Genomic DNA, 22,524 nt, shown 5'->3' on the forward strand with positions numbered 1-22,524 from the left:
CGCCGCACCGCGGCACCATCGCACCGCGGCACCGACTACCGGCGGTTCTTCATGTACTTCTCGTAGTCGGCGACGACTTCCTCGGTGGAGCCGTCGGCCCGGATCACACCGCTCTCCAGCCAGATGGTGCGCTCGCAGGTGTCGCGGATCGAGTTGTTGTTGTGCGACACCAGGAACACCGTGCCGGCCGACTCCCGCAGCTCCTTGATCCGCTGCTCGCTGCGCCGCTGGAACGCGGCGTCCCCGGTCGACAGCGCCTCGTCGATCAGCAGCACGTCGTGGGTCTTGGCCGCGGCGATGGAGAACCGCAACCGGGAGGCCATGCCCGAGGAGTAGGTGCGCATCGGCAGCGAGACGAAGTCGCCGCGCTCGTTGATGCCGGAGAAGTCCACGATGCCCTGGTACTTGCCGCGGACGTCGGCGTGGGACATGCCCATCGCCAGGCAGCCCAGCACCACGTTGCGCTCACCGGTGAGGTCGTTCATCATCGCCGCGTTCACGCCCAGCAGCGACGGCTGGCCGTCGGTGTAGATGGCGCCCGACGCGGTCGGCAGCAGTCCGGCCACCGCCGACAGGGTGGTCGACTTGCCCGAGCCGTTGGAGCCGATCAGGCCGATGGCCTCGCCCTTGTAGGCGGTGAAGCTGATTCCCCGGACGGCGTGCACCTCGGAGATGGCCGGGGAGGACTTCCGGCGCACCATCCGGGACAGCGCCGAGGTGGCCGAACCGCGTCCGGCGCCGGTCCCGTAGATCTTGTAGACGATGTGCACCTGGTCCACGATCACCGTGGGGACTCGCCGGTCGGAGTCCTCAGCCACGGCCGTACTCCTCCTCGGCCTTCCAGAAGAAGACGTACCCCCCGATCCCGACCACCAGCGACCAGGCCAGCGACGACAGCCAGACGTGGTGCGGCAGGCTGGTCGAGGACACCGAGTCCATCAGCGCGTAGCGCATCAGGTTGTTGAAGATCAGCGCGGGATTGGCGTTGAGAATCGCGGCGATCCAGCCCGGGGCGTGCGCGGTGAAGGTGGTGACGCTCCAGAAGACTCCGGAGGTGTACATCCAGGTGCGCATCAGGAAGGGCATCAGCTGGGCCATGTCCGTGGTCTTGGCGCCGATCCGGGCCATGAACATCGCCAGTCCGGCGTTGAACACCGACTGCAGGAACAGGATCGGCAGGATCAGCAGCCAGCGCAGGGTGAACGGCTCGCCGGTGGCCAGCACGATCACACCGAGGACGCCCATCGAGAACAGCAGCTCCTGCAGCTGGATCACGGTGAAGGCGATCGGCAGACAGGCCCGCGGGAAGTGCAGCGCCCGGATCAGTCCCAGGTTGTCGGCGATCGAACGGGTGCCCGAAAGGACCGCTGACTGGGTGAACTGGAACACGAACACGCCGGTGCACAGGTACGCGATGAAGTTCGGGATGCCGCGGTTGGTCCCCAGCAGCAGGCCGAAGATCAGGTAGTACACGGCGGCGTTCAGCAGCGGCGTCGCCACCTGCCAGATCTGCCCCAGCCGCGCCGCCGTGTACGCCGCCGTCAGCCTGGCGGTGGCGAAGGCCACGATGAAGTGGCGCCGGGACCACAGCTGCCGGGTGTATTCGATGAGCGGGGGCCGCCGGCCGCTGACGGCCAGTCCGTAGCGCTCTGCCAGTGCGGCGCTGCTCAGCGCGGTGTCCTCGCGGACGTCGTACTCAGTCACACCCCGACATTCTCATGCGCCCGGGGGCTCGGCAGCACATAAGCAGCAACCGACACCAAATGGCGCAGTTCCCGCCATCGTACGTTCACCGGGGCTTCCCGAGCAGCCGTCCCACAGGCCTCAGAGGCCCCGTCGGACGCATCCGTCGCACCTGTCGGTCCGGCAGGTCCCCCGTCGGCCCGCCCCCACGTCACACCCGTCACCCTGGTCGCACCGTCAGATGACGGGGGGCCGCCCCAGCCTGGTCATCCGCCAGACCGTGCGCCAGCGGATCGGCCGGCGCGGACCGCAGGGGGTGCGCCAGCCCTCGGCGAAGCCGGCGAACCAGGCCCTGAGCGCCGGCCCCGAGGGGCGCCGGGCCAGCGTGAGCAGCAGCCAGACCCCGGTGTACACCGGCACCAGCAGCGCGGGCAGGTTGCGCCGCGCCAGCCAGACCCGGTTCCGAGCGATGTTGTGGTTGTAGACGGCGTGCCTGCTGGGCGGGGTCTTCGGGTGGTGCAGCAGGATGTCGGCCCGGTACTCGATGTCCCAGCCCGCGTCCAGCGCGCGCCAGGCCAGGTCGGTCTCCTCGTGCCCGTAGAAGAACTCGCCGGGCAGCTGGCCCGAGGTCGCGAACACCTCGCTGCGGACCGCGCTGGCGCCGCCGAGGAAGGTGGTGACCTTGGAGGACTGCATCGGGTCGGCGGCGCGCAGCCGGGGCACGTGCCGACGCTGGGTCTCCCCGCTCTCCGGGTCGGCGATCCGGAAGCTGACGATGCCCAGCCGGGGCTCTGCGGTGAAGGCGGCGCGGATCCGCTCGGCGTCCCCGTCCTGCGGCAGCAGCCCGTCGTCGTCGAGGAAGAGCACCACGTCGACGTCGGAGCCGTTGTGGCCGAAGGCCTCGATGCCGACATTGCGCCCGCCGGGGATCCCGAGGTTCTCCGCGGTCTCCACGCCGCGGACGCCTTCCGGCAGTTCGGGCAGGTCGGCGAGCGGGACCCCGTTGGCGACGACCACGGTCTGCACGGCGGGGCCGCGCTGGGCGGCGACCGAGTCCAGCAGCGCCTTGAGCTCGACCGGGCGGGTGCCCTGGGTGAGGACGACGGCGCCCAACCGCAGCGGGGCGCTCACTTCAGCCTGCTCGACAGCACGATGCTGACCAGGTGCAGAACGGTCTGGAGCATCGCGATCCCGGCCAGGACCGCGACCGCGAGGCGGGTGAAGAACAGGTCCCCCTGGGCGAAGTCGGCGATCCCGGCGGCCAGCAGCACCAGCGAGGCCTCGACGCCGCCGATCAGGCGGTGGAACTTCAGGGCGGCGACCAGCTTGCGGGCGGTGGCGACGCCGGCCGCGCGCGGCACGGCGGCGGAGTCCTTGACCGCGGTCAGGCCGCGGCGGATCCGGGCGACGTCCACCAGGTCGGTCTCGGCCTTGATCATGATCGCGCCGAGCGCGGCCAGGGTGCCGAGGAAGGCCCACATCCAGTTGACCGCGCCGACGTGCTTGAACAGGTCGGCGGCCCGCAGTCCGGCGCCGGTCAGCAGCGCGGCCTCGGACATGTAGTGGCCGACCCGGTCCAGGTAGACGCCGGTGGTCGAGGTCTGCCTGCGCCAGCGGGCCAGCTCGCCGTCGACGCAGTCCAGGCACAGGTAGGCCTGGATCAGCAGCGCGGCGAGGACCGCCCCGGTCAGGCCGGGGACCAGCAGCGCGGCGCCGCCGAGGATGCCGGTGAGCATCATCAGCCAGGTCAGCTGGTTGGGGCTGACCGGCGCATTGACCAGGTGCCGGGTGATCCTGGAGGAGATCTTGCGCATGTAGAGGCGGCCGGCCCAGTGCTCGTCGGAGCGGCGCTGGAGCATCCCCTCGGGGTGGGCGACGGCGCGGAACTCCGCCAGGGTCGGCTTGCCGCCCTTGCCGTCGTGCTCGCCGTGGTTACGCGGAGGTGCTGACGTGTTTGACATAGTCGGTGTACGCGTCCCGGATGGCAGTGGGGTCGAGGTCGAGGTGCTCCAGGATGGTGAAACGTCCTGGGCGCGTCTGCGGAGCGTAGTGCACCGCGGCGATGAACTCCTCGTCGGTGAAGCCGATCTGGTCGGCCGTCACCGGCAGGCTGTGGCGCGCCAGCACGGCCGCCATCTGCGCGCAGAGGTCCAGGTCGCCGCGCAGGTAGGTGGCGAAGGCGCCGCCGAGGCCGACCTGCTCGCCGTGCTGGGCGGAGCGGGTCGGGTACAGGATGTCCAGGGCGTGGCTGATCTCGTGGCAGCCGCCGCTGGCCGGACGGCTGCTGCCGGCCACGTTCATGGAGATGCCGGTGAGCACCAGCGCCTCGGCGAGCGCGCCGAGGAAGTCGTCGTCGCCGAGGCAGCCCGGGTGGCGCAGCATCATGTTGCCCGAGGTCCGGGACATCGCCGCGGCGAGGCCGTCCACGGCCTCGCCGGTCTCCCGGTAGGACAGCTCCCAGTCGGCGATGCAGGAGATGTTGGAGACCGCCTCGCCGATCCCGGCGGCCACGAAGCGCGGCGGGGCCTGCCGGATCACGTCCAGGTCCACGATGATGCCGATCGGGCTGGGCACCCCGTAGGAGCCCCGGCCCGCGTCGTTGTCCAGGGTGGAGACCGGGGAGCAGATTCCGTCGTGGGCCAGGTTGGTCGCCACGGCGACCATCGGCAGGCCGACCCGGGCGGCTGCGTACTTCGCCGCGTCGATGATCTTGCCGCCGCCGAGGCCGACCACGGCCTCGTAGTGGCCCGAGCGCATCTGGTCGGCCAGCCGCACGGCCGAGTCCAGGGTGCCGCCGGCCACCGGGAACCACTCGGCGCCGGGCAGCTGGTGTGCCAGCCGCTCGCGCAGCGCCGCGCCCGAGCCGCCGCTGACGGTGACCGCGAGCCGGCCGGAGGCCGAGATGCGCTGGTCGGCGAGGATCGAGCCGAGGTCGTTCAGGGCCCCGGCCCTGATGTCGACGACCAGCGGGGAGGGAACCAGTCGGGTCAGTACCGGCACGCGATCTCCCGTCCCTTGGCCAGGTCGTCGTGGTTGTCGATCTCGACCCAGGACACCTCGCCGATGGGCTGCACGTCGACCCGCTGCCCGCGGTCCACCATCTCCTGGTAGCCGTCCTCGTAGTACAGCTGCGGGTCCCGCTCGAAGGTGGCCTGCAGCGCCGAGGCCAGGTCGTCGGCGGCGTGCGGGTTGATCACGGTGAGGCCGATGTACTCGCCGGTGGCGTCGGCCGGCTCCATCAGCTTGGTGATCCGGCGCACCCCGGTGGCCGGGTCGACGACGACCTTCATCTCCTCGTCGGCCAGCTTCTTCACGGTGTCCAGCGCCAGCAGGACGCCGGGCGCGGTACCGGCGGCCGTCAGCCGCTCATTGGCGTCCAGCATGGTCCGCTGCACCGAGGCCGGGTGCACGGTGTCCCCGTTGGCCAGCAGCAGGCCCTCGCGGAACAGCTCGCGGGCGCACCACAGCGAGTAGGCGTTGTTCCACTCCTCGGCCTTGTCGTTGTCGACCAGGGTGAGGGTCAGGCCGTACTTCTGCTCCAGGGCGGCCTTGCGCTCGTACACGGCCTCGGCCTTGTAGCCGACCACGATGGCCACGTCCTTGATACCGACCTCGGCGAAGTTGCCCAGGGTCAGGTCGAGGATGGTCCGCTCGCCGTCCACCGGCACCAGGGCCTTGGGAAGGGTGTCGGTGTACGGGCGCAGACGGCGTCCGGCGCCTGCGGCCAGAACGAGGCCGATCATGGTGTCTCCGGTCCTAGATGATGTACGGGAGCCCGCCTGGAGGTGGACGTGCCGTTGCGATCGTAGGCGCTTCGGGGGATCCGGCCACAAACAGGGGGCGACGATCATCATCCCGGACGGCGGCACCGGGCTACAACCTTGGGGTATGTCGGGGACCTCGCCCGGCCGGTACGGCAGACTGTTCCGAAGCAATGGGCACGCCTGCCACGCCTGCCGCTCGACCCACGCCGAAAGGTCCTGCATTGTCGACCACTGAACCGACCACCCTGACCGCGACCGAGATCCTGCTGGAACTGGTCGACGAGCAGGGACGGACCATCGGGACAGCGGAGAAGCTCGCCGCCCACCAGGCCCCCGGGCAGCTGCACCGGGCCTTCTCCGTATTCCTGTTCGACACCGAGGGCCGGATGCTGCTCCAGCAGCGGGCCCTGGCGAAGTACCACTCGCCCGGTGTCTGGTCGAACACCTGCTGCGGGCACCCCTACCCCGGCGAGACCCCGTTCGCGGCCGCCGCGAGGCGCACCGCGGAGGAGCTCGGAGCGGCGCCGGTACGGCTGCAGCAGGCGGGCACGGTGACCTACAACCACCCGGACCGCACCACCGGGCTGGTCGAGAAGGAGTACAACCACCTCTTCGTCGGCATCTCCGCCCCCGAGCAGCGGCCGGACCCCGACGAGGTCGCGGCTGTGCGCCTGGTCACCCCGACGGAGCTGGCGGCCCTGCGGGCCGAGAAGCCCTTCTCGGTCTGGTTCGGCACCGTCCTGGACGCGGCCCTCCCGGCCGTCCGCGAGCTCCTGCCGGGGGCGGGCTGGTAGCGGGTCTACGCAGTTCTTCGACTGCGGACCGTAAACGGCTGGGCGCGCAGTTCCCCGCGCCCCTGAGGTGTTGCCACTGACCCACCGCGGGAAAGAGGCTCCTATCCAGGGGCGCGGGGCACTGCGCGCCCAGCCCGGCAGACGCCGCAGCCGAACTCAGTGGGTCAGCACCCGCAGGCTCCCGCCGACCCGGGCGAGATCGGCCGGCACCTGCCCCAGCACCTTCTCGCCGTCCACCGCGACCATCGGGACGACCGCCGAGCCGAGGAACGAGTTCAGCCCCGTGAGCAGGAAGTCGCCGAGCTCCCCCGACACGATCCGAAGGATCCCCGCGCCGCCCTTCGCGCCCTGGACGGTCACCTCCGCGCTGCGGCCCGCGCCCAGCGGCAGGTGGACCGTGACCGGGCCCTCGTTGTCGCTCTGGATGAGCACGGTGAGGTATCCGGTGTCCTCCGACCCGGCTACGGTCCGCCAGTAGGCGTCGGCGTTGCCGGTGACCACCTGCGGCCCGTCGAGCAGCGGACCGTCCGTCGGGCCCGCGCCGGTCCCGGCCAGTGCCTCCGCCAGCACCGTGCACGGCCGCAGCAGCTCGTCCAGTCGCGGAACCTCCCCGCCCAGCAGGTCCACCCGGTGCCCTGCCGCCATATGTCCGGTCAGCAGCTCCTGCACCCGGCGGTGCATGAACGCGCCGCCGTGCAGCACCAGGTGCGGGTGGTCCGCCAGCGCCTCGGCGGTGACGGACTCCAGGTCCACGATCCGGTAGTCCTGGCCCTCGGTGCGCATCCGCTCGTGGAAGGCCCGCAGCGCCCGCCCGCAGGCGGCCCCGCCGACCGGCTCGGCCGACCGGTCCGAGGGCGTCCAGGCGGACACCGCAGCGTACGGCGCGTACAGCGCCCAGGTCGGGCCGGCCACCTGACGCGCCGCCAGGAACTCCGCGCCGTGGACCTCGAAGAAGTCCGCGAGCATCCGGACCGTGCCGGCCTTGTCGGTCGGGCGGCCCTGGGCGTCGATCGGCGGGCAGTCCGGGTAGGGCGGAGTGTGCATGACGTCCATGTCCGCGCCCCAGCCCGAGGTGGCCACGCCGGTGTAGACGTTGATCCCGGTGGCGCCGGCCGCCAGCGCCAGCAGGCTCTGGTGGAAGCTGGTCGCACCGGCCGCGTACGCGCGGTCGTAGAGCTCCGAGAAGCCCCAGTTCTCCTCCAGGTTGGGCCCCGGGGCGCGCTTGGCGGCCAGTACGTAGCGGGCGTGCGAGTCGTGGTCGGTGGAGACCACGCCCATCCAGTTGGTGAAGCCGTAGTGGATGCCGTTCCAGCGCTCCGGGCGGACCCGGGAGAGCCAGCCGTCGAAGGAGTGGTCGTGCTCGGCCGGCGGGTTGAGGTTGACCAGCACCGGAACGCCCGGGGCCAGCGCCTCGGTCCAGCCGTGGTACGCCTCGGCCAGCAGGTCGGCGTGGTAGCGGCCCCAGTCGGCGCGGGCCAGCTGCTCCTGCACCGTGGACGCGTTGCGGCGCTCGCGCGGCGGCTCGACCTCGGCCCAGTCGCCGTAGCCGGTGCCGTGCGCCTGGTTGTACGCGTCCAGGCTGCCGTAGTACCCGCTCAGCCCGCTGCGGAAGAAGGCCAGGCCGGACGCGCTGTAGTCGTAGGACCAGAGCGGCAGGGCGCCGTCGGTGAACAGGCCCTCGTTGGCTATCTGCACCATCACCACCGGGCCGTCGGGGGCGATCGTGGCCTGCAGCACCTCCTTGCCGACGGCCCGCATCCAGTCGCCCACCCGGGCGGTGAAGTGCCCGCCCAGCGGGGCCGGCAGCGGCCAGCGCTCGACCCTGCCGTCCGGGCCCAGCCGCGACCCCGGCCACAGGTTGGGGTTGCCCTCGGCGTCGAGGATGGGCTCGACCTCGGGGTTGTGCGCCGGGCAGATCCAGTCCGGCAGGCCGCCGTAGTTGGTCTCGGCGTGGATGAACGGGCCCGGCTTGGCGATCACGCTCAGGCCCAGCTCGGAGCAGATCCGCAGATAGCCGAGCAGGTCCCGGTCCGGGCGGGTGGCGCCGGTGAAGTCCGGCAGCACGTCCGGCTCGGGCTGGTGGTGCCGCCAGGGGATGTAGCTGGTGACGACCCGGATGCCGGTCTCGTCACGAAGGCTCCGCAGCCGCTCCCGCCACACCGACGGGTTGTCCCGGTAGTACGGATAGTCGGCAGTGGCGAGCAGGCCGGGGGCGCCGTCGGTGTGGAGCACGCCGTCACGGAGCTCGATGCGCACAGGGGATCCTCTCAGGGGCGGGGATGCGGGGATGGATCGGTTGCGGCAGCACGAAGGCTGAGGCGGCGTCAGCCCTGGCGGTTGCGGCGGATGTTGTCGCGGAACCAGCGGCCGCTCTGCTTGACGGTGCGCTTCTGGGTCGGGTAGTCGACGTGGACGATGCCGAAGCGCTTGTCGTAGCCGTAGCCCCACTCGAAGTTGTCCATCAGCGACCAGGCGAAGTAGCCCCGGACGTCGGCGCCGGCGTCGCGGGCGGCGGCCACCGCCTCGATGTGCTCGGCGAAGTACGCGGTGCGGTCGGCGTCCTCGACCTCGCCGTCCTGGTCCGGACGGTCGTCGAAGGCCGCGCCGTTCTCGGTGACGTAGAGCGGGACGCCCGGGTAGTCGGCGCCGAGCCTGGTCAGCATGCCGGTCAGGCCGAAGGGGGTGATCTCCCAGTCCATCGCGGTGACCGGGTAGCCCTGCGGGACCACCCGGGTGAGCGCCACCCCGTCGGCGGCCTGCTCGCCCGAACCCTCGCCCGAGCTCTCGGCGGGACCCTCGGCGGACGCCTCGGCGTCCTCCTCCGGGCTGCCCGAGAAGTAGTGGGTGGTGTAGTAGTTGACGCCGAGGAAGTCCAACGGCTGGGCGATGACCGACAGATCCCCGTGCTGCACCGGCAGCCGCACCCCGCGCGCGGCCAGCTCGTCGACCACGTCGGTCGGGTAACTGCCCAGCACCAGCGGGTCGGTGTAGATCCTGGTGCCGAAGCCGTCGGCGCGCCGGGCGGCGGCGCGGTCGGCGTCGGCGTCGGTGGCCGGGAGCGCGTGGGTGGTGTTCAGGGTGATGCCCACCTGGATCGGCTCCGGCGCGGTCTCCCGCAGCCGCTGGGCGGCCAGTCCGTGGCCGAGCAGCAGGTGGTGCACGGCGGCCATGGAGTCGCCGAAGTCCTGCCGGCCCGGGGCGTGCCGGCCGGTGTCGTAGCCCAGCACCGCCGAGCACCAGGGCTCGTTGAGCGTGGTCCACCAGCGCACCCGGTCGCCGAGGCGGTTCATCGCGATCTCGGCGAAGTCGGCGAAGCGGTAGGCGGTGTCGCGGGCCGGCCAGCCGCCGGCGTCCTCCAGCTCCTGCGGCAGGTCCCAGTGGTAGAGCGTGACCCAGGGCAGCACGTCGCGTTCCAGCAGCCGGTCGACCAGGCGGTCGTAGAAGGCGATCCCGCGCTGGTTGACCGCCCCGCGGCCGCCCGGCTGGATCCGCGGCCAGGACAGCGAGAAGCGGTACGAGTCCACGCCGAGGCCGGCGATCAGGTCCACGTCCTCGGGCATCCGGTGGTAGTGGTCGCAGGCCACGTCTCCGTTGTCACCGTTGTGGACGGCGCCGGGCACGCGGCTGAAGGTGTCCCAGATCGAGGCGGTCCTGCCGTCCTCGGAGGCGGCGCCCTCGATCTGGTACGCGGAGGTGGCGACGCCCCACAGGAAGTCCACGGGGAAGCGGGAGCCCGCGTCGGAGCGCGGCTCGGGCGCGGACGCGGACGAGCGGTCGAGGCTGGTCGTCATGGTTCTCCAAGTCGGGGCGTGGTGGGTTACTGCAGCACAGCGAACGGGAGAGCGCTCTCTCGCACATGGGGAGTGTTGCGCCCGTCCTCCCCGACCGTCAAGAGCCCTATTGGAAGGCGTGCTTGTCTCCGAGAGGTGAAGCCAGGTCACATCCCTGCAACACCGCTGGCTTCGAGTCTTGACAGCAATCGCAGCCGGGGCCAAGCTCCGAGCAAGCGGAGAGCGCTCTCTCTGCTCGGTCGGCGAGTTAACTCTTTGTTGCCGGAACGTGATTGACGTGACGCAGATTACCCTGCTTGACTCCCCGACGAAACCGGTTACGGAACCGGTTCCCCACCGATCAATGACGAACGGAGGCGGACGTGCCGATCACCATCGCCGACGTGGCCAAGCACGCCGGGGTCAGCAAGACCACGGTCTCCCGGGTCCTCAACGGCAAGGGCGAGCTCAACGCGGCCACGGCCGCCCGGGTCCGCCAGGTGATCGCCGAGCTCGGCTACGTCCCCAGCGCAGGAGCGGTCGGCCTGGCCCGTGGACGGACCCAGGTCGTCGGCATGCTGGTGCCCTCGCTGACCTGGCCCTGGATCGGACAAGTGCTCCAGGGCGTGGTCGACGTCGTGGAGGCGGAGGGCTTCGGCCTGCTGCTGTTCACCTGCAACCGCGGCGAGGAGTCGCTGCGCCGCTTCGCCCAGCAGGTCTCGGCGAAATCCTTCGACGGACTCCTGGTGATAGAACCCGAGGGAACCCTCGACTACATCACCGAACTGCATGAGGCAGGCCTCCCGGTCGTCCTGATCGACGACCGCGGCCACCAGCCGCTGTTCCCCTCGGTCGCCACCACCGACCGCGCCGGGGGCGCCGCGGCCGCCCGCCACCTGCTGGAACTCGGCAGGCTGCGGCCGGTCGTGGTCACCGGTCCGGAGAGCTTCGGCTGCGTCCAGGACCGGCTGGCCGGATTCGCCGACGAGTACGCGGAGGCAGGCCACCCCCTGCCGCCCGAGCACGTCCTCCTCGGCGACTTCACCTTCGAGCAGGGCCGCAGCACGGTGAGCCGGCTGCTGTCCGACGGCGGCTCGTTCGACGCGGTGTTCGCCCAGAACGACCTCTCGGCCACCGGAGCGCTCCTCGCCCTGCGCGAGGCCGGACTGCGGGTCCCGCAGGACGTGTCCGTCGTCGGCTTCGACGACGTGGAGATGGCCTCCTACAGCGAACCGGCGCTGACCACCGTGCACCAACCGCTGCGCGAGATGGGCGACGCCGCCGCCCGGATGCTGCTCGCGCACTTCAAGGGCGCACCGCTGCCGACCGCGGCCGAGGTACTGCCCACCCACCTGATCGTCCGGGACTCCACCCGTCCCCGGATCTGACGCCGAACCGCACAACCACACAGCACCACCCTGAGCAGGCAGGACCGCCACCGGCGCCCTGTCGCAGTGAGCCACACCCTCAAACCGACATCTTCCGAAGTGGGGATCAATGCGCGTCAACCGCACCGCAACCGCACTCTTCGCCGGCGGCCTGGCGATAACCTGCCTCGCCGCGTGCAGCAGCAGCAACCCTGGGACCAAGAGCAACAACGGCTCCTCCGGCGGCGCCACCGTCCTGAAGATCGGCATGCCCGATGCGACGCTGACCGCCAACAACAACCCCTACCTCAACTCCTCGGCGGCAGCGGCCCTCGGCTACCGCTTCATGATCTACGAGCCCATGGCGATGCCCAACGACGCCAAGCCCGCCGACCCGGCCAAGCCGTGGCTCGCCACCAAGTGGGACTGGACCAACAACTACAAGACCGTCACCTTCACCCTGCGTGACGGCGTGAAGTTCTCCGACGGCTCCGCGATGACCGCCGACGACGTGGCCTACTCCTTCCAGATCCTGAAGGACAAGCCCGCCCTCAACTTCAACGCGCTGGACATCGCCAGCACCAGCGCCAGCGGCAGCACCGTCACCGTCAACTTCAACACCTCGCAGTTCGTCACCCAGGCCAAGGTGCTGAAGACCTTCGTGATCCAGAAGAAGCAGTGGTCCGCGATGGCGGACCCGACCACGGACGTGGTCTCCAACCCGATCGGCACCGGCCCGTACACGCTGAAGTCGATCAACACCCAGAACGCCATCCTGGACGCTCGGTCCAGCGGCTACTGGCAGGACGCGCCGGCGGTCAAGGAGCTGCAGTACACCTCGTACTCCGGCAACGACACCATGACCACCGCGCTGACCAGCGGCGCGGCCGAGTGGTCCTACGTGTTCATCCCCAACGCCAAGACCATCTACGCCGCCAAGGACCCGGCCCACAACCACCTGTTCTTCCCGCCGAACCTGAGCGCCGACGGCCTGTGGATCAACACCACCGTCAAGCCGTTCGACAACGCGGCGCTGCGCGGGGCGATGGCGATGGTCATCAACCGCGAGGACATCTTCAACCAGGGCGAGTCGGGCTACTTCAAGCCGCTGGTCAACAGCGTCACCGGGCTGCCCACCCCGGCCGGCAACTCGTTCATCGCCCCGCAGTACGCGGGCAAGACCGCCTCGGTGGACGTGGCCGGCGCCAAGGCCAAGCTCACCGCCGCCGGCTTCAAGTACAACGGCAGCACCCTGGTCGACCCCAGCGGCAAGCCGGTCACCATCACCCTGACCGACCCGGCCGGCTGGTCCGACTACCAGACCGACCTGAGCATCATCGCCGACAACTTCTCCCAGATCGGGATCAAGGCCACCATCGACAAGGCCGACGAGAACGCCTGGACCAAGGCCATCGGCGCCGGCAACTTCCAGGCGGCGATGCACTGGACGAACGGCGGCTCCACGCCGTACGACTTCTACGAGAACATCATGGACGGCGCCAACCTCAAGCCCATCGGCACCGACAGCCCCAACGGCAACTACGGCCGCTTCAACAGCCCGCAGGCCACGCAGGCCCTGAAGGACTACGCCAACGCCGCCGACGACGCCTCCCGCGCCAAGGCCCTCAGCACCATCGAGGACATCATGGTGCAGCAGACGCCGATGATCCCGACCTCGGCCGGCAACGTGGGCGCCGAGTACTCCACCAAGAACTGGACCGGCTGGCCGGACGACTCCAACGTGTACGCGGGCGGGCAGCCGACCATCCCCAACGCGCTGCAGGTCGTGCTCTCGCTGAAGCCGGCGAAGTAGCAGCCGCCCGACCACCCCGTCCCCCCGCAGATCGTCCCCCGCGCCCCGGTCCCGTCCCGTCTCCCCACGGGACGGGACCGGGGGCACCCGACCCACCACGAATGGATACCGGGATGACGCTGACTCATACGTCAGATCAGCCACCGGCGCCGCCGGACAACGACACCGTCCTCGAGGCCGACGGACTCACCAAGCACTTCCCCGTGCGCAGAGTGGGACGCCAGGCCATGACCCGTGCTCCACGGGTGGTCCACGCCGTCGACGACGTCACCCTGACGCTGCGCCGCGGCCGGGTCACCGCCCTGGTCGGCGAGTCGGGATCCGGGAAGTCCACCGTGGCCAGGCTGCTCGCGCAGCTGTACCCGCGCACCGGCGGCGACATCCGGCTGCACGGGACGTCGGTGACGGTACGCGGGGGCAGGCGCTTCCGGGCGTACAACCGCAAGGTCCAGATGATCTTCCAGGACCCGTTCGCCTCGCTGAACCCGGTCCACACCATCCGCTACCACCTGACCCGGGCGCTGCGGATCCACGACAACGCCGGCAGCGGCTCGGTCGAGCTCCAGCAGGCGCTGGAGAATTTGCTGGAGCGGGTCCAGCTCACCCCGGCCACCCGCTACCTGGACAAGTTCCCGCACGAGCTGTCCGGCGGCCAGCGCCAGCGCGTGGCGATCGCCCGAGCCCTCGCGGCCGATCCCGAAGCCCTGCTCGCCGACGAGCCGGTCTCCATGCTGGACGTGTCGATCCGGCTCGGTGTGCTCAACCTGCTGCGCGACCTCAAGGAGCGGCTGCACCTGGCCATCCTCTACATCACCCATGACATCGCCTCGGCCCGCTACTTCGCGGACGACACCCTGGTGATGTACGCGGGGCGGATGGTGGAGGGCGGCGACAGCGAGACGGTCACCCAGAACCCCGCGCACCCCTACACCCAGCTGCTGATCCACTCGGCTCCGGACCCGGACCGCATCGTCGGTGAGGGCACCCCGGACGACACCGAGGACTCCTCGGGCGGCGAGCCGCCGAGCCTGATCGACCCCCCAGCCGGCTGCCGGTTCAACCCGCGCTGCCCGCACGCCATGGACATCTGCCGCACCGAGCTGCCGCCGCGGCTGCCGGTCGACGGCGACCCGGGGCACTGGGCCGCCTGCTGGCTGTTCGACGCCGAGCACGGTCCCGCCAAGGCCGAGGCCCCCGCGAAGGCCGAGGCACCGGCGAAGGCCGAGGCACCGGCGAAGGCCGAGGCACCGGCGAAGGCCGAGACCCCCGCGGAGGTGACCGAGTGAAGTACTTCCTGCAGCGGCTGGCGTTCTACGTCTTCACCGCCTGGGCCGCGATCACCATCAATTTCTTCATCCCCCGGCTGATACCCGGCGACCCGGTGATGGCCCTGATCAACAAGAACCGGGGCCAGATCGACTCGCACGCGATCGCCTCGCTCTACATCCTGTTCGGGCTGAACAAGCACCAGAGCCTCTGGCACCAGTACACCGCCTACCTGGCCAAACTGGCCCACGGCGACCTGGGCATCTCCTTCTCCAACTTCCCCACCCCGGTCTCCACCATCCTGGGCAACGCACTGCCCTGGACCATCGGCCTGGCCGGCGCGGCGACCGTCATCAGCTTCCTCATCGGCACCCTCCTGGGTGTGCTGTCCGGCTGGCTGCGCGGCTCCCGCCTGGATTTCCTGCTGCCGGTCACCACCTTCATCTCCTCGATCCCGGCGTTCTGGCTGGGCCTGCTGACGGTGGCCACGGTGATCGCGGTGGGCAGCAGCTTCCCGGTCTCCGGCGGCTACGACCCCGGGCTGATCCCGCACGCCGACACCACCTTCATCGGCAGCGCCATCGAGCACAGCTGGCTGCCGCTCGGGATGCTGGTGATCACCACCATGAGCGGCTGGATCCTCAGCATGCGCAACATGATGGTCACCGTCGGCTCGGAGGACTACATCACCGTCGCCCACGCCAAGGGGCTGTCGGACCGCCGGGTGATGTTCAGCTACGCGGCCCGCAACGCGCTGCTCCCCAATGTCTCCGGGTTCTCGCTGGCGATCGGCCAGATCCTGGGCTCCACGGTGCTGGTGGAGATCGTCTTCAACTACCCGGGCATCGGCTACGAGATGCTGCAGGCCGTCGGCTCCACCGACTACCCGCTGATGGAGGGCGTCTTCCTGTGCATCACCCTGGCGGTGCTGCTGGCCAACCTGCTGGCCGACATCGCCTATCTGATCCTCGACCCGCGCACCCGCAAGGAGGGCTGAGCGATGGCCACCGCCGCGTCCAATGTGACTGCCGTCGCCCCCACGGACCCCGGCGCGACCGCGCCGGACTCCTCCCGGTCCAAGCGCCGCCACCTGCGCTTCCTGTCCAGCCCCAAGGCCGCCGTCGGGGCCGGGCTGCTGCTGTTCTTCACCGTCCTGGCGATCGTCGGCCCCTACATCACGCCCTACGACCCGAGTGCGCGCAGCAACGACCTGCTGCAGGCGCCGTCCTGGCACCACTGGTTCGGCACCACCCACCTCGGCCAGGACATCTTCAGCCAGGTCGTCGACGGTACCCGCAGCGTGATGTACGTGGGCTTCCTGGCCGGCCTGGTCGCCAGCGTGCTGGCCGTGCTGATCGGGGTGACCTCCGGCTACCTCGGCGGATTCGCCTCCGACCTGCTGTCCGCGCTGACCAACGTCTTCCTGGTGATCCCGGCGCTGCTGCTGATCATCATCATCACCTCCAGCCTGCCCACCGGCGGCGAGACCGTGGTCGGCCTGGTGATCGGCTTCACCTCGTGGGCCTGGGGCGCCCGGGTGCTGCGCGCGCAGACCCTGTCGCTGCGCCGCCGCGACTTCATCGAGGCGGCCCGCGCCACCGGCGAGTCGACCTGGCGCATCGTCATCTTCGAACTGCTGCCCAACCTGAGCGCGGTGATCATCTCCGGCTTCATCGGAACGATGATCTACGCGGTGATGAGCGAGATCATCCTGGCCTTCATCGGCGTCCCCGGACTGGCCGACTGGAACTGGGGCACCGTCCTCTACTGGGCGCAGAGCCAGCAGGCGCTGGCCCAGGGCGCCTGGTGGTGGTTCGTGCCGGCCGGGCTCGCCATCGCCATCCTGGGCACCTCGCTGTCGCTGGTGAACTTCGGCATCGACGAGTTCGTCAACCCGCGGCTGCGCAACAACGGCGAGCGCGGGGCCAAGGGCGCCGACGGCCGCCCGGTGCGGATGCGGGTCGGCTTCACCCCGGTCGTCATCCCGATCCCGGACGAGGAGCCGGAGACCGCAGCCGGGTCCGGTACCGGCAGCGGCTCCGCCACCGGCACCTCCGGCCTGGTCGGATCCACCAGCACGAGTGAGGACGTAGCACAGTGAGCACCCAGACCCCGGGCTACAAGTCCCCCGGCCCGCGCACGCCCGCGGGCAAGGAGCCGGTCCTCGAGATCCAGAACCTGTGCGTCGACTACGGCCTGGGCAAGGAATCGGTCCAGGCGGTCCGCGACGTCAGCCTGACCCTGCACCGCGGCGAGGTGCTCGGCCTGGCCGGCGAGAGCGGCAGCGGAAAGTCCACCCTGGCCTACGGCCTGACCCGGCTGCTGCCCCCGCCCGGCGTGATCACCGGCGGCAAGGTCGTCTACCACCAGCCGGGCGGCGACCCGGTGGACGTGCTCCGGCTGAACGACGCCGGGCTGCGGCAGTTCCGCTGGGCCGAGACCTCGATCGTCTTCCAGGGCGCGATGAACTCGCTGAACCCGGTGCACACCGTCGCCTCCCAGCTGATGGACGTCATCGCGGCGCACGAACCGAGGATGAGCAAGTCGGCCCGGCTGGAGCGGGCCAAGGAACTGCTGAAGCTGGTCGGCATCTCCCCGGACCGGCTGGGCAGCTACCCGCACCAGCTGTCCGGCGGCATGCGCCAACGGGTGATGATCGGCATGGCGCTGGCGCTGGAGCCGCAGGTCGTCATCATGGACGAGCCGACGACCGCGCTGGATGTGGTGATGCAGCGTCAGATCCTGCGACAGCTGGTCGATCTGAGGGAGCGTCTGGGCTTCTCGGTGCTGTTCATCACCCATGACCTGTCGCTGCTGGTCGAGTTCTCGGACCGGATCGCCATCATGTACGGCGGCCGGATCGTGGAGGAGGCCCCGGCGGCCAAGCTGTACCGGGACTCGCTGCACCCCTACAGCCACGGCCTGCTCAACGCCTTCCCGCCGCTGCGCGGGGAGCGGCGGGAGCTCAGCGGCATCCCGGGCTCGCCGCCGGACCTGCGGTCGATGCCCACCGGCTGCGCGTTCCACCCGCGCTGCCCGAAGGCCTTCGACCCCTGCCGCACCGAGCTGCCGCCGCTGGCCGTCCCCGCGGACCGCGCCGACGGCGACCGCACGGTCGCCTGCTGGCTGCACCCCGGGGGCGGCTGACCGGGATCTGACGGATCGTCGGGGTGCGGGCTGTGCAGGGCTTGTCGCGCAGTTCCCAGCGCCCCTATGGGGCTGCAGCCGGACCACTGTGGGTCGGTTGCAGCCACCAGGGGTGGCGCGCCCAGCCGGCTACGGCCCGATCACCAGCTCCCTGACCTCGACCTCCTCGACCGGCAGCGTTACGACGACGTCGGCAGCCCCCCGCTGCTCCCGCAGCGACCTGCGCCGCAGTACCAGCGCGGCCGCCGCGAGCAGCACCGCCGCGCCCGCACCCAGCAGCGGTCCGACCGAGGTCAGCCGGGTGTACGAGGCCCCCACCGCGTACCCCGTCATCGACTCGGCGGTCGCCCAGAGCGCCCCCGCGGCCAGGCTGTACGGCGCGATCCTGCGGAACCTGAGCCCGGCCGCGCCGGCGAGGTGCGGCGCCAGCGTCCGTACCACCGGCATGAAGCGGCAGAGGAAGACCGCCGCCCCGCCGCGCCGGGCCAGCAGCCGGTAGGTCCGGGTCAGCATCCCCCTGGGGATCCGGCGGCCGACCGCGCCGGTGCCCAGCCGCGGTCCCAGCGCCCGTCCGGTCCGCTGCGCGAGCAGGTCCCCCACCAGCACCGCGGCCACCGCGGTAGCGATCACCAGCGGCAGCTGCACGGTGCCGGTCCGCGCCAGGAATCCCGAGATCAGCAGCGTGGTCAGGCTCGGCGCGAACGCGCTGAGCAGCAGCACCGACTCGGCCAGCACCACCGCCGCCACCGCCCCGTACACCGCCGGGGGCGGCAGCTGAACCAGCAGCTGCTGGATCCAGCTCATCGCGGGGCACCTCCGCCTGGGGCGGGCAGGCGAGCCGCCGCCACGCGGGCCGGGGGCACCCGTGCGGGCGGCTGCCGGCCCGGGCGCACGACCGACTGCCAGGCCGTTCGCAGTGATGCCCATCCGGTCTGCGCCGCCTCGACGAGGAACAGCCACCCGTCCGCGTCCCGCTGCGCCAGTACCCGCCGGTCGATGCTCGCCTGTTCCGTCAGTTCCGTCGTTTGCGTCGGTCCCGTCATACGCTCCATGGATCCAACGCTAGAAGGAGGCGGCGCTCGGGTGATCCGCCCAGAGGACCCGGCCTACCCCTAGGAATCTCAGGGTCCGAACGCACTCTGCTCTCCCTCTCGGGTACGACCCGGCGTACTGCGAATCGTGTGGGAAGCAGCTCACCGTGACCGTTGTTGCACCGGTGTGATGGTTGACCAGGAAGCAGTACAGCATCGAACCGACGTCGTGGTGATCGGCGCCGGGCAGGCCGGGCTGTCGGCCGCCTTCCATCTGCGCCGCCGCGGGTTCGAGCCAGGCAGGGGCTTCACCGTCCTGGACGCCGACCCGGCCCCCGGCGGGGCCTGGGCGCACCGGCCGCCGACCCTCACCATGGCCGCCGTGCACGGCTTCCACGAGCTGCCAGGCATGCCGCTGCCGCCCTTCGCCGAGCAGCGCCCGGCGCGCGAGGCGCTGCCGGAGTACTTCGCCGCCTACGAGCGCGCCCACGACCTGCCGGTGCTGCGCCCGGTCCGGGTCCACGCGGTACGTGAGGCCGGCGAAGGACGGCTGCTGGTGCAGTCGGACGCCGGGCAGTGGACCGCGCGGGCGCTGGTCAACGCGACCGGGACCTGGACCAGGCCGTTCATCCCGGCGGTCCCGGGCGCCGCCGACTTCCGCGGCCGGCAGCTGCACAGCTCGCACTACCTCGGCCCACAGGAGTTCGCAGGCCGGCGGGTGCTGGTGGTGGGCGGCGGGGCCTCGGCGATCCAGGTCCTGGCCGAGACGGCAGCCGTCGCCGACACCCTCTGGGTGACCAGGCGGCCGCCGGTCTTCCGCGAGGACCGGTTCACCCCGGAGCTGGGCCGCGCCGCCGTCGCCATGGTGGAGCGCCGGGTCCGCGCCGGCCTGCCGCCGGCCAGCGTGGTCTCGGTCACCGGGCTGCCGCCGTCGCCGGCGCTGCTCCGGGCCAGGGAGCTGGGCGCACTGAACCGGTTGCCGATGTTCGAGCGGCTCACCCCGGAGGGCGCGGTCTGGCCGGACGGCCGCACCGAACGCCTCGACGCCGTCGTCTGGGCCACCGGCTTCCGCCCCGAGGTGGGCCACCTGGCGCCGCTCAACCTGCGCTCCCCCGGCGGCGGCATCCGCCTGGACGGGACCAGGGCGGTCGCCGACGCCCGGATCCATCTGGTCGGCTACGGCTCCTCCGCCAGCACCGTCGGCGCCAACCGGGCCGGGCGGGCAGCAGCGGTCGCGGTGGACCGGTTCTTGCAGGATCGTGCGCGGTCACTCGTCTGATGTGTTCAACTCATGAATCCTGGCATCGCTATTGACGCTGCGTCACCTTGATGGCTTGATGTGAGGCACGTCGCAGCGGTCTTCCTGGCCGACAGGCCCTGAAGGGCGTCCGACCCAGCCGAGCCACCCCTCGGCGCCCCCTCGTGACGGCTTCCCACGGCACCTGGGGGCTCCGGGCTCGGCCCCGCCCCGGTGATCGACTGCGAAAAGCGCTGTGCCGAAGCCTGCTCGTAGCGGATCATCTCCTGCATGACTCTTCTGCATCAGGCCGGTCCGAGCGACGGGACGGCCGGTTCCGTCGAGCCCGCCGACCTGCTGCCGCTACGCATCAGCCTGGACGACGGGAACGGCCCCGGCGACGTCGTGGACGCCCTCGCCCTCGCCTCCTTCGCCACCGGCTCCCAGCCCTGGGCCAGGTCCGCCTCGATCAGTCCGGCCAGGCCGGACGCGACGCTGCTGCCGCCCGGAGCGCGGGTGATCCGCCGCAGCGAGGCGGACAACCGCACCGTGCTGCTGGCCGACGGCCCCGGCTGGACCCTCAAGGCGTCCTGGTGGCGGAACGGCGGCACGGTCAACGCGGACGTCACCGTCACCGCCACCGACGACGAACTCGCCAAGGAGGTCCTGGCCCAGGCCGTCGAGGGCGCGGAGGAGGAGAAGCCCACCGAGGAGGACGTCGTCGCCATGGGCTTCTGGCACCTCGCCGCCGGTCGCGGCCCGGTCCGGGCCCGGCGCAGGATCGAGGCCCCGGGCTGGGACGCGGTACGCGGGAACTACACCCGCAGCGTCGTCGACTCCTTCGACGGCCTGATGAGCCTTCAGCCCGACCAGGTGATGGGCCGGCTGCTGCTGATGCACGGCCCGCCCGGCACCGGCAAGACCACCGCGCTGCGGACCCTGGCCCGCGCCTGGCGGGAGTGGTGCTCGGTGGAATGCGTGCTCGACCCGGAGCGGCTGTTCTCCGACCCCGGCTACCTGATCGAGGTCGCGCTCGGCCCGCAGCGCCCCCACCACGGCGGCAGCGACGACGGCGCCGAGGAGCAGTGGCGCCTGCTGCTCCTGGAGGACTGCGACGAACTGATCCGCGGCGGCGCCAAACGCGCCGCCGGCCAGGCCCTCTCCCGACTGCTGAACCTGACGGACGGTCTGCTCGGCCAGGGCCGCAAGGTCCTGGTGGCGGTCACCACCAACGAGGACCTGGAACGCCTCCACCCCGCCGTGGTCCGCCCGGGCCGCTGCCTGGCCCGCATCGAGGTCGGTCCGCTCACCGAGGCCGAGGCCGGCGACTGGCTGTCCGCCGCCGCCCCGACCCCGTCGGGTGGCGCGACCCTCGCCGAGCTGTACGCCCTCCGCCAGGGCCCCGGCATCCTGCTGCCGACCCCCGCACCGGCGGGCGACGGGCTGTATCTGTAGCCCGTCTGCCTGGTGCATACTGCTCCCACCACTAGCACGCGTCGCGTGCCATTGAGGGGAGGGTGCCGCCGTGCGCACCAACGATGCCCAGATGCTCACACTCTTCGTCCTCGCCGACGGCCCGCTGCACGGGTACGGGATCAACACCGCCATCGAGAAACTGACAGGGGCCCGGCTCGGGCGCGGGAGCCTGTCGGGGGCGCTCGCCCGGCTTGAGGCCAAGGGGCTGATCGAGCGGATGGAGCTGCAGGGGCGTCAACTCCCCTTCCGGCTGACCCTGCTGGGACAGGAGACGCTGGAGCTGGAGCTCGCCTCCACCGCACGGGTGGCCGAGCAGCTCTTCGAGACGGCGGTGCCGGACCGGGTCGGCTACCAGGACCGGCTCGCCGCCACGGAGTTCGTCCAGTCCTATAAGCAACTGGCGGTGGAGGCGCTGGCGGTGCGTCCCGGCCAGGCCGTGCTCGATCTGGGCTGCGGTCCGGGGACCGACCTCGCCGCGCTGGCCGAGGCCGTGACGCCGTCCGGGGCGGTGTTCGGGATCGACTCCGGTGCCGAGATGCTCGACCGGGCCCGGGCCAGGACCACAGGGCTGCCCCAGGTGTCGCTGCAGCGCGGCGACATCCACGCGCTGCCGTACGCCGAGGGTAGCTTCGACCGGGCGCACACCGACCGGGTACTGCAGCATGTGGCCGATCCCGCCGGGGTGCTGGCCGAGGTGCGGCGGGTACTGCGACCCGGTGGGAGGCTGGTGATGGCCGAGCCGGACTGGGAGACGCTGGCGGTCGACCACCCCGAACTGCAGCTCTCCCGCGCCTACACCCGCCACATCGCCGAGCGGATCGTCCGCAACGGCGCGCTCGGACGGCAGTCGGCCCGGCTGGCCGTCGACGCCGGCTTCACCGTCTCGGCCGTGCTGCCCGTCGTCTCGGTCTTCCGGGACGTCCGGGAGGCCGACCAGGTGCTCGGTCTGCGGCGCAACACCGAACGCGCGGTGGCCGCGGGCTACTTCCGTCCCGACGAGGCCGAGCGCTGGCTGGCGCATCTCACCGAGGGGCCGTTCCTGGCCTCGGCCACGCTCTACCTCACCGTGGTGGACGTCCCCGCGGAGGCCGGCCCGTACAACGGATAGGCTCTGGGCCCGATCGGACCGGGCAGCGACAGCGGCAGCGGCAGCCGACGGCGGCAGAGGTGACGGGG

At 71.2% G+C, this 22,524-nt stretch carries 19 protein-coding genes; 10 read left to right on the forward strand and 9 right to left on the reverse strand.

Annotation, left to right across the window (positions count from 1 at the left end):
* Window positions 1-35: 35 nt before the first annotated feature.
* From TR46_RS03350 to TR46_RS03375, 6 genes are all read right to left on the reverse strand, one after another.
* Window positions 36-818 (reverse strand): ABC transporter ATP-binding protein, encoded by a 783-nt coding sequence (locus TR46_RS03350; RefSeq protein WP_042393116.1) that lies wholly within the window; start codon window positions 816-818, stop codon window positions 36-38.
* A complete protein-coding gene (locus TR46_RS03355; RefSeq protein ID WP_042393118.1) occupies window positions 811-1,704 on the reverse strand; it encodes an ABC transporter permease in 894 nt (297 codons plus the stop codon). Before TR46_RS03355 ends, TR46_RS03350 begins: the two co-directional genes overlap by 8 nt.
* Window positions 1,705-1,920: 216 nt before the next feature.
* Window positions 1,921-2,802: a glycosyltransferase family 2 protein gene (locus TR46_RS03360; protein WP_042393388.1), complete on the reverse strand. Its 882-nt coding sequence runs from the start codon at window positions 2,800-2,802 to the stop codon at window positions 1,921-1,923.
* A gap of 8 nt (window positions 2,803-2,810) precedes the next feature.
* On the reverse strand, window positions 2,811-3,542 hold the full coding sequence (locus TR46_RS03365) for a CDP-alcohol phosphatidyltransferase family protein (RefSeq protein ID WP_042393120.1): 732 nt from the start codon (window positions 3,540-3,542) through the stop codon (window positions 2,811-2,813).
* 73 nt (window positions 3,543-3,615) lie between these two features.
* Window positions 3,616-4,683 carry an iron-containing alcohol dehydrogenase family protein gene (locus tag TR46_RS03370; RefSeq protein ID WP_042393122.1) on the reverse strand — a complete coding sequence of 356 codons (1,068 nt, stop codon included), beginning with the start codon at window positions 4,681-4,683 and terminating at the stop codon, window positions 3,616-3,618.
* Complete coding sequence (locus tag TR46_RS03375; RefSeq protein WP_042393125.1) at window positions 4,671-5,426, reverse strand: phosphocholine cytidylyltransferase family protein; 756 nt, start codon at window positions 5,424-5,426, stop codon at window positions 4,671-4,673. The genes TR46_RS03370 and TR46_RS03375 overlap by 13 nt, the downstream gene beginning before the upstream one ends.
* Before the next feature lie 191 nt (window positions 5,427-5,617).
* Here TR46_RS03375 and idi point away from each other — a divergent pair, with 191 nt between their 5' ends.
* Window positions 5,618-6,241, forward strand: coding sequence for an isopentenyl-diphosphate Delta-isomerase (gene idi, locus TR46_RS03380; protein ID WP_042393126.1), 624 nt, complete (start codon window positions 5,618-5,620; stop codon window positions 6,239-6,241).
* Window positions 6,242-6,397: 156 nt separating this feature from the next.
* Here idi and TR46_RS03385 read toward each other — a convergent pair whose 3' ends face one another.
* The gene (locus tag TR46_RS03385) at window positions 6,398-8,497 is read right to left on the reverse strand and encodes a beta-galactosidase (protein ID WP_042393127.1); all 2,100 of its coding nucleotides are present in this window, start codon (window positions 8,495-8,497) and stop codon (window positions 6,398-6,400) included.
* 68 nt (window positions 8,498-8,565) lie between these two features.
* Window positions 8,566-10,032 (reverse strand): glycoside hydrolase family 1 protein, encoded by a 1,467-nt coding sequence (locus TR46_RS03390; protein ID WP_042393129.1) that lies wholly within the window; start codon window positions 10,030-10,032, stop codon window positions 8,566-8,568.
* 362 nt (window positions 10,033-10,394) lie between these two features.
* On the opposite strand from TR46_RS03390, the gene TR46_RS03395 reads away from it, so the two are divergent.
* The 6 genes from TR46_RS03395 to TR46_RS03420 all read left to right on the forward strand — a co-directional run bounded on the left by TR46_RS03395 (window position 10,395) and on the right by TR46_RS03420 (window position 17,604).
* Window positions 10,395-11,399 (forward strand): LacI family DNA-binding transcriptional regulator, encoded by a 1,005-nt coding sequence (locus TR46_RS03395; protein WP_042393131.1) that lies wholly within the window; start codon window positions 10,395-10,397, stop codon window positions 11,397-11,399.
* Window positions 11,400-11,508: 109 nt separating this feature from the next.
* Window positions 11,509-13,191, forward strand: coding sequence for an ABC transporter substrate-binding protein (locus TR46_RS03400; protein WP_042393132.1), 1,683 nt, complete (start codon window positions 11,509-11,511; stop codon window positions 13,189-13,191).
* Window positions 13,192-13,304: 113 nt separating this feature from the next.
* A complete protein-coding gene (locus tag TR46_RS45280) occupies window positions 13,305-14,477 on the forward strand; it encodes an ABC transporter ATP-binding protein (RefSeq protein ID WP_042393134.1) in 1,173 nt (390 codons plus the stop codon).
* Window positions 14,474-15,454, forward strand: a complete 981-nt coding sequence (locus TR46_RS03410; protein ID WP_042393136.1) for an ABC transporter permease — start codon at window positions 14,474-14,476, stop codon at window positions 15,452-15,454. Before TR46_RS45280 ends, TR46_RS03410 begins: the two co-directional genes overlap by 4 nt.
* A 3-nt stretch (window positions 15,455-15,457) precedes the next feature.
* Window positions 15,458-16,558, forward strand: coding sequence for an ABC transporter permease (locus TR46_RS03415; protein WP_063770516.1), 1,101 nt, complete (start codon window positions 15,458-15,460; stop codon window positions 16,556-16,558).
* Window positions 16,555-17,604 (forward strand): ABC transporter ATP-binding protein, encoded by a 1,050-nt coding sequence (locus tag TR46_RS03420; RefSeq protein ID WP_042393143.1) that lies wholly within the window; start codon window positions 16,555-16,557, stop codon window positions 17,602-17,604. The genes TR46_RS03415 and TR46_RS03420 overlap by 4 nt, the downstream gene beginning before the upstream one ends.
* Before the next feature lie 129 nt (window positions 17,605-17,733).
* Here the strand turns inward: TR46_RS03420 and TR46_RS03425 are convergent, their stop codons facing one another.
* Window positions 17,734-18,408 (reverse strand): DedA family protein, encoded by a 675-nt coding sequence (locus TR46_RS03425; RefSeq protein ID WP_063770517.1) that lies wholly within the window; start codon window positions 18,406-18,408, stop codon window positions 17,734-17,736.
* Between the two features lie 417 nt (window positions 18,409-18,825).
* Here TR46_RS03425 and TR46_RS03430 point away from each other — a divergent pair, with 417 nt between their 5' ends.
* From TR46_RS03430 to TR46_RS03440, 3 genes are all read left to right on the forward strand, one after another.
* Complete coding sequence (locus TR46_RS03430) at window positions 18,826-19,914, forward strand: FAD-dependent oxidoreductase (RefSeq protein WP_042393145.1); 1,089 nt, start codon at window positions 18,826-18,828, stop codon at window positions 19,912-19,914.
* Between the two features lie 249 nt (window positions 19,915-20,163).
* Window positions 20,164-21,327 (forward strand): DUF5925 domain-containing protein, encoded by a 1,164-nt coding sequence (locus TR46_RS03435; protein WP_042393149.1) that lies wholly within the window; start codon window positions 20,164-20,166, stop codon window positions 21,325-21,327.
* Between the two features lie 70 nt (window positions 21,328-21,397).
* Window positions 21,398-22,456: a methyltransferase domain-containing protein gene (locus TR46_RS03440; RefSeq protein WP_042393153.1), complete on the forward strand. Its 1,059-nt coding sequence runs from the start codon at window positions 21,398-21,400 to the stop codon at window positions 22,454-22,456.
* Window positions 22,457-22,524: the final 68 nt, after the last annotated feature.

The organism is Streptacidiphilus carbonis, assembly GCF_000787775.1.
Classification (GTDB): domain Bacteria; phylum Actinomycetota; class Actinomycetes; order Streptomycetales; family Streptomycetaceae; genus Streptacidiphilus; species Streptacidiphilus carbonis.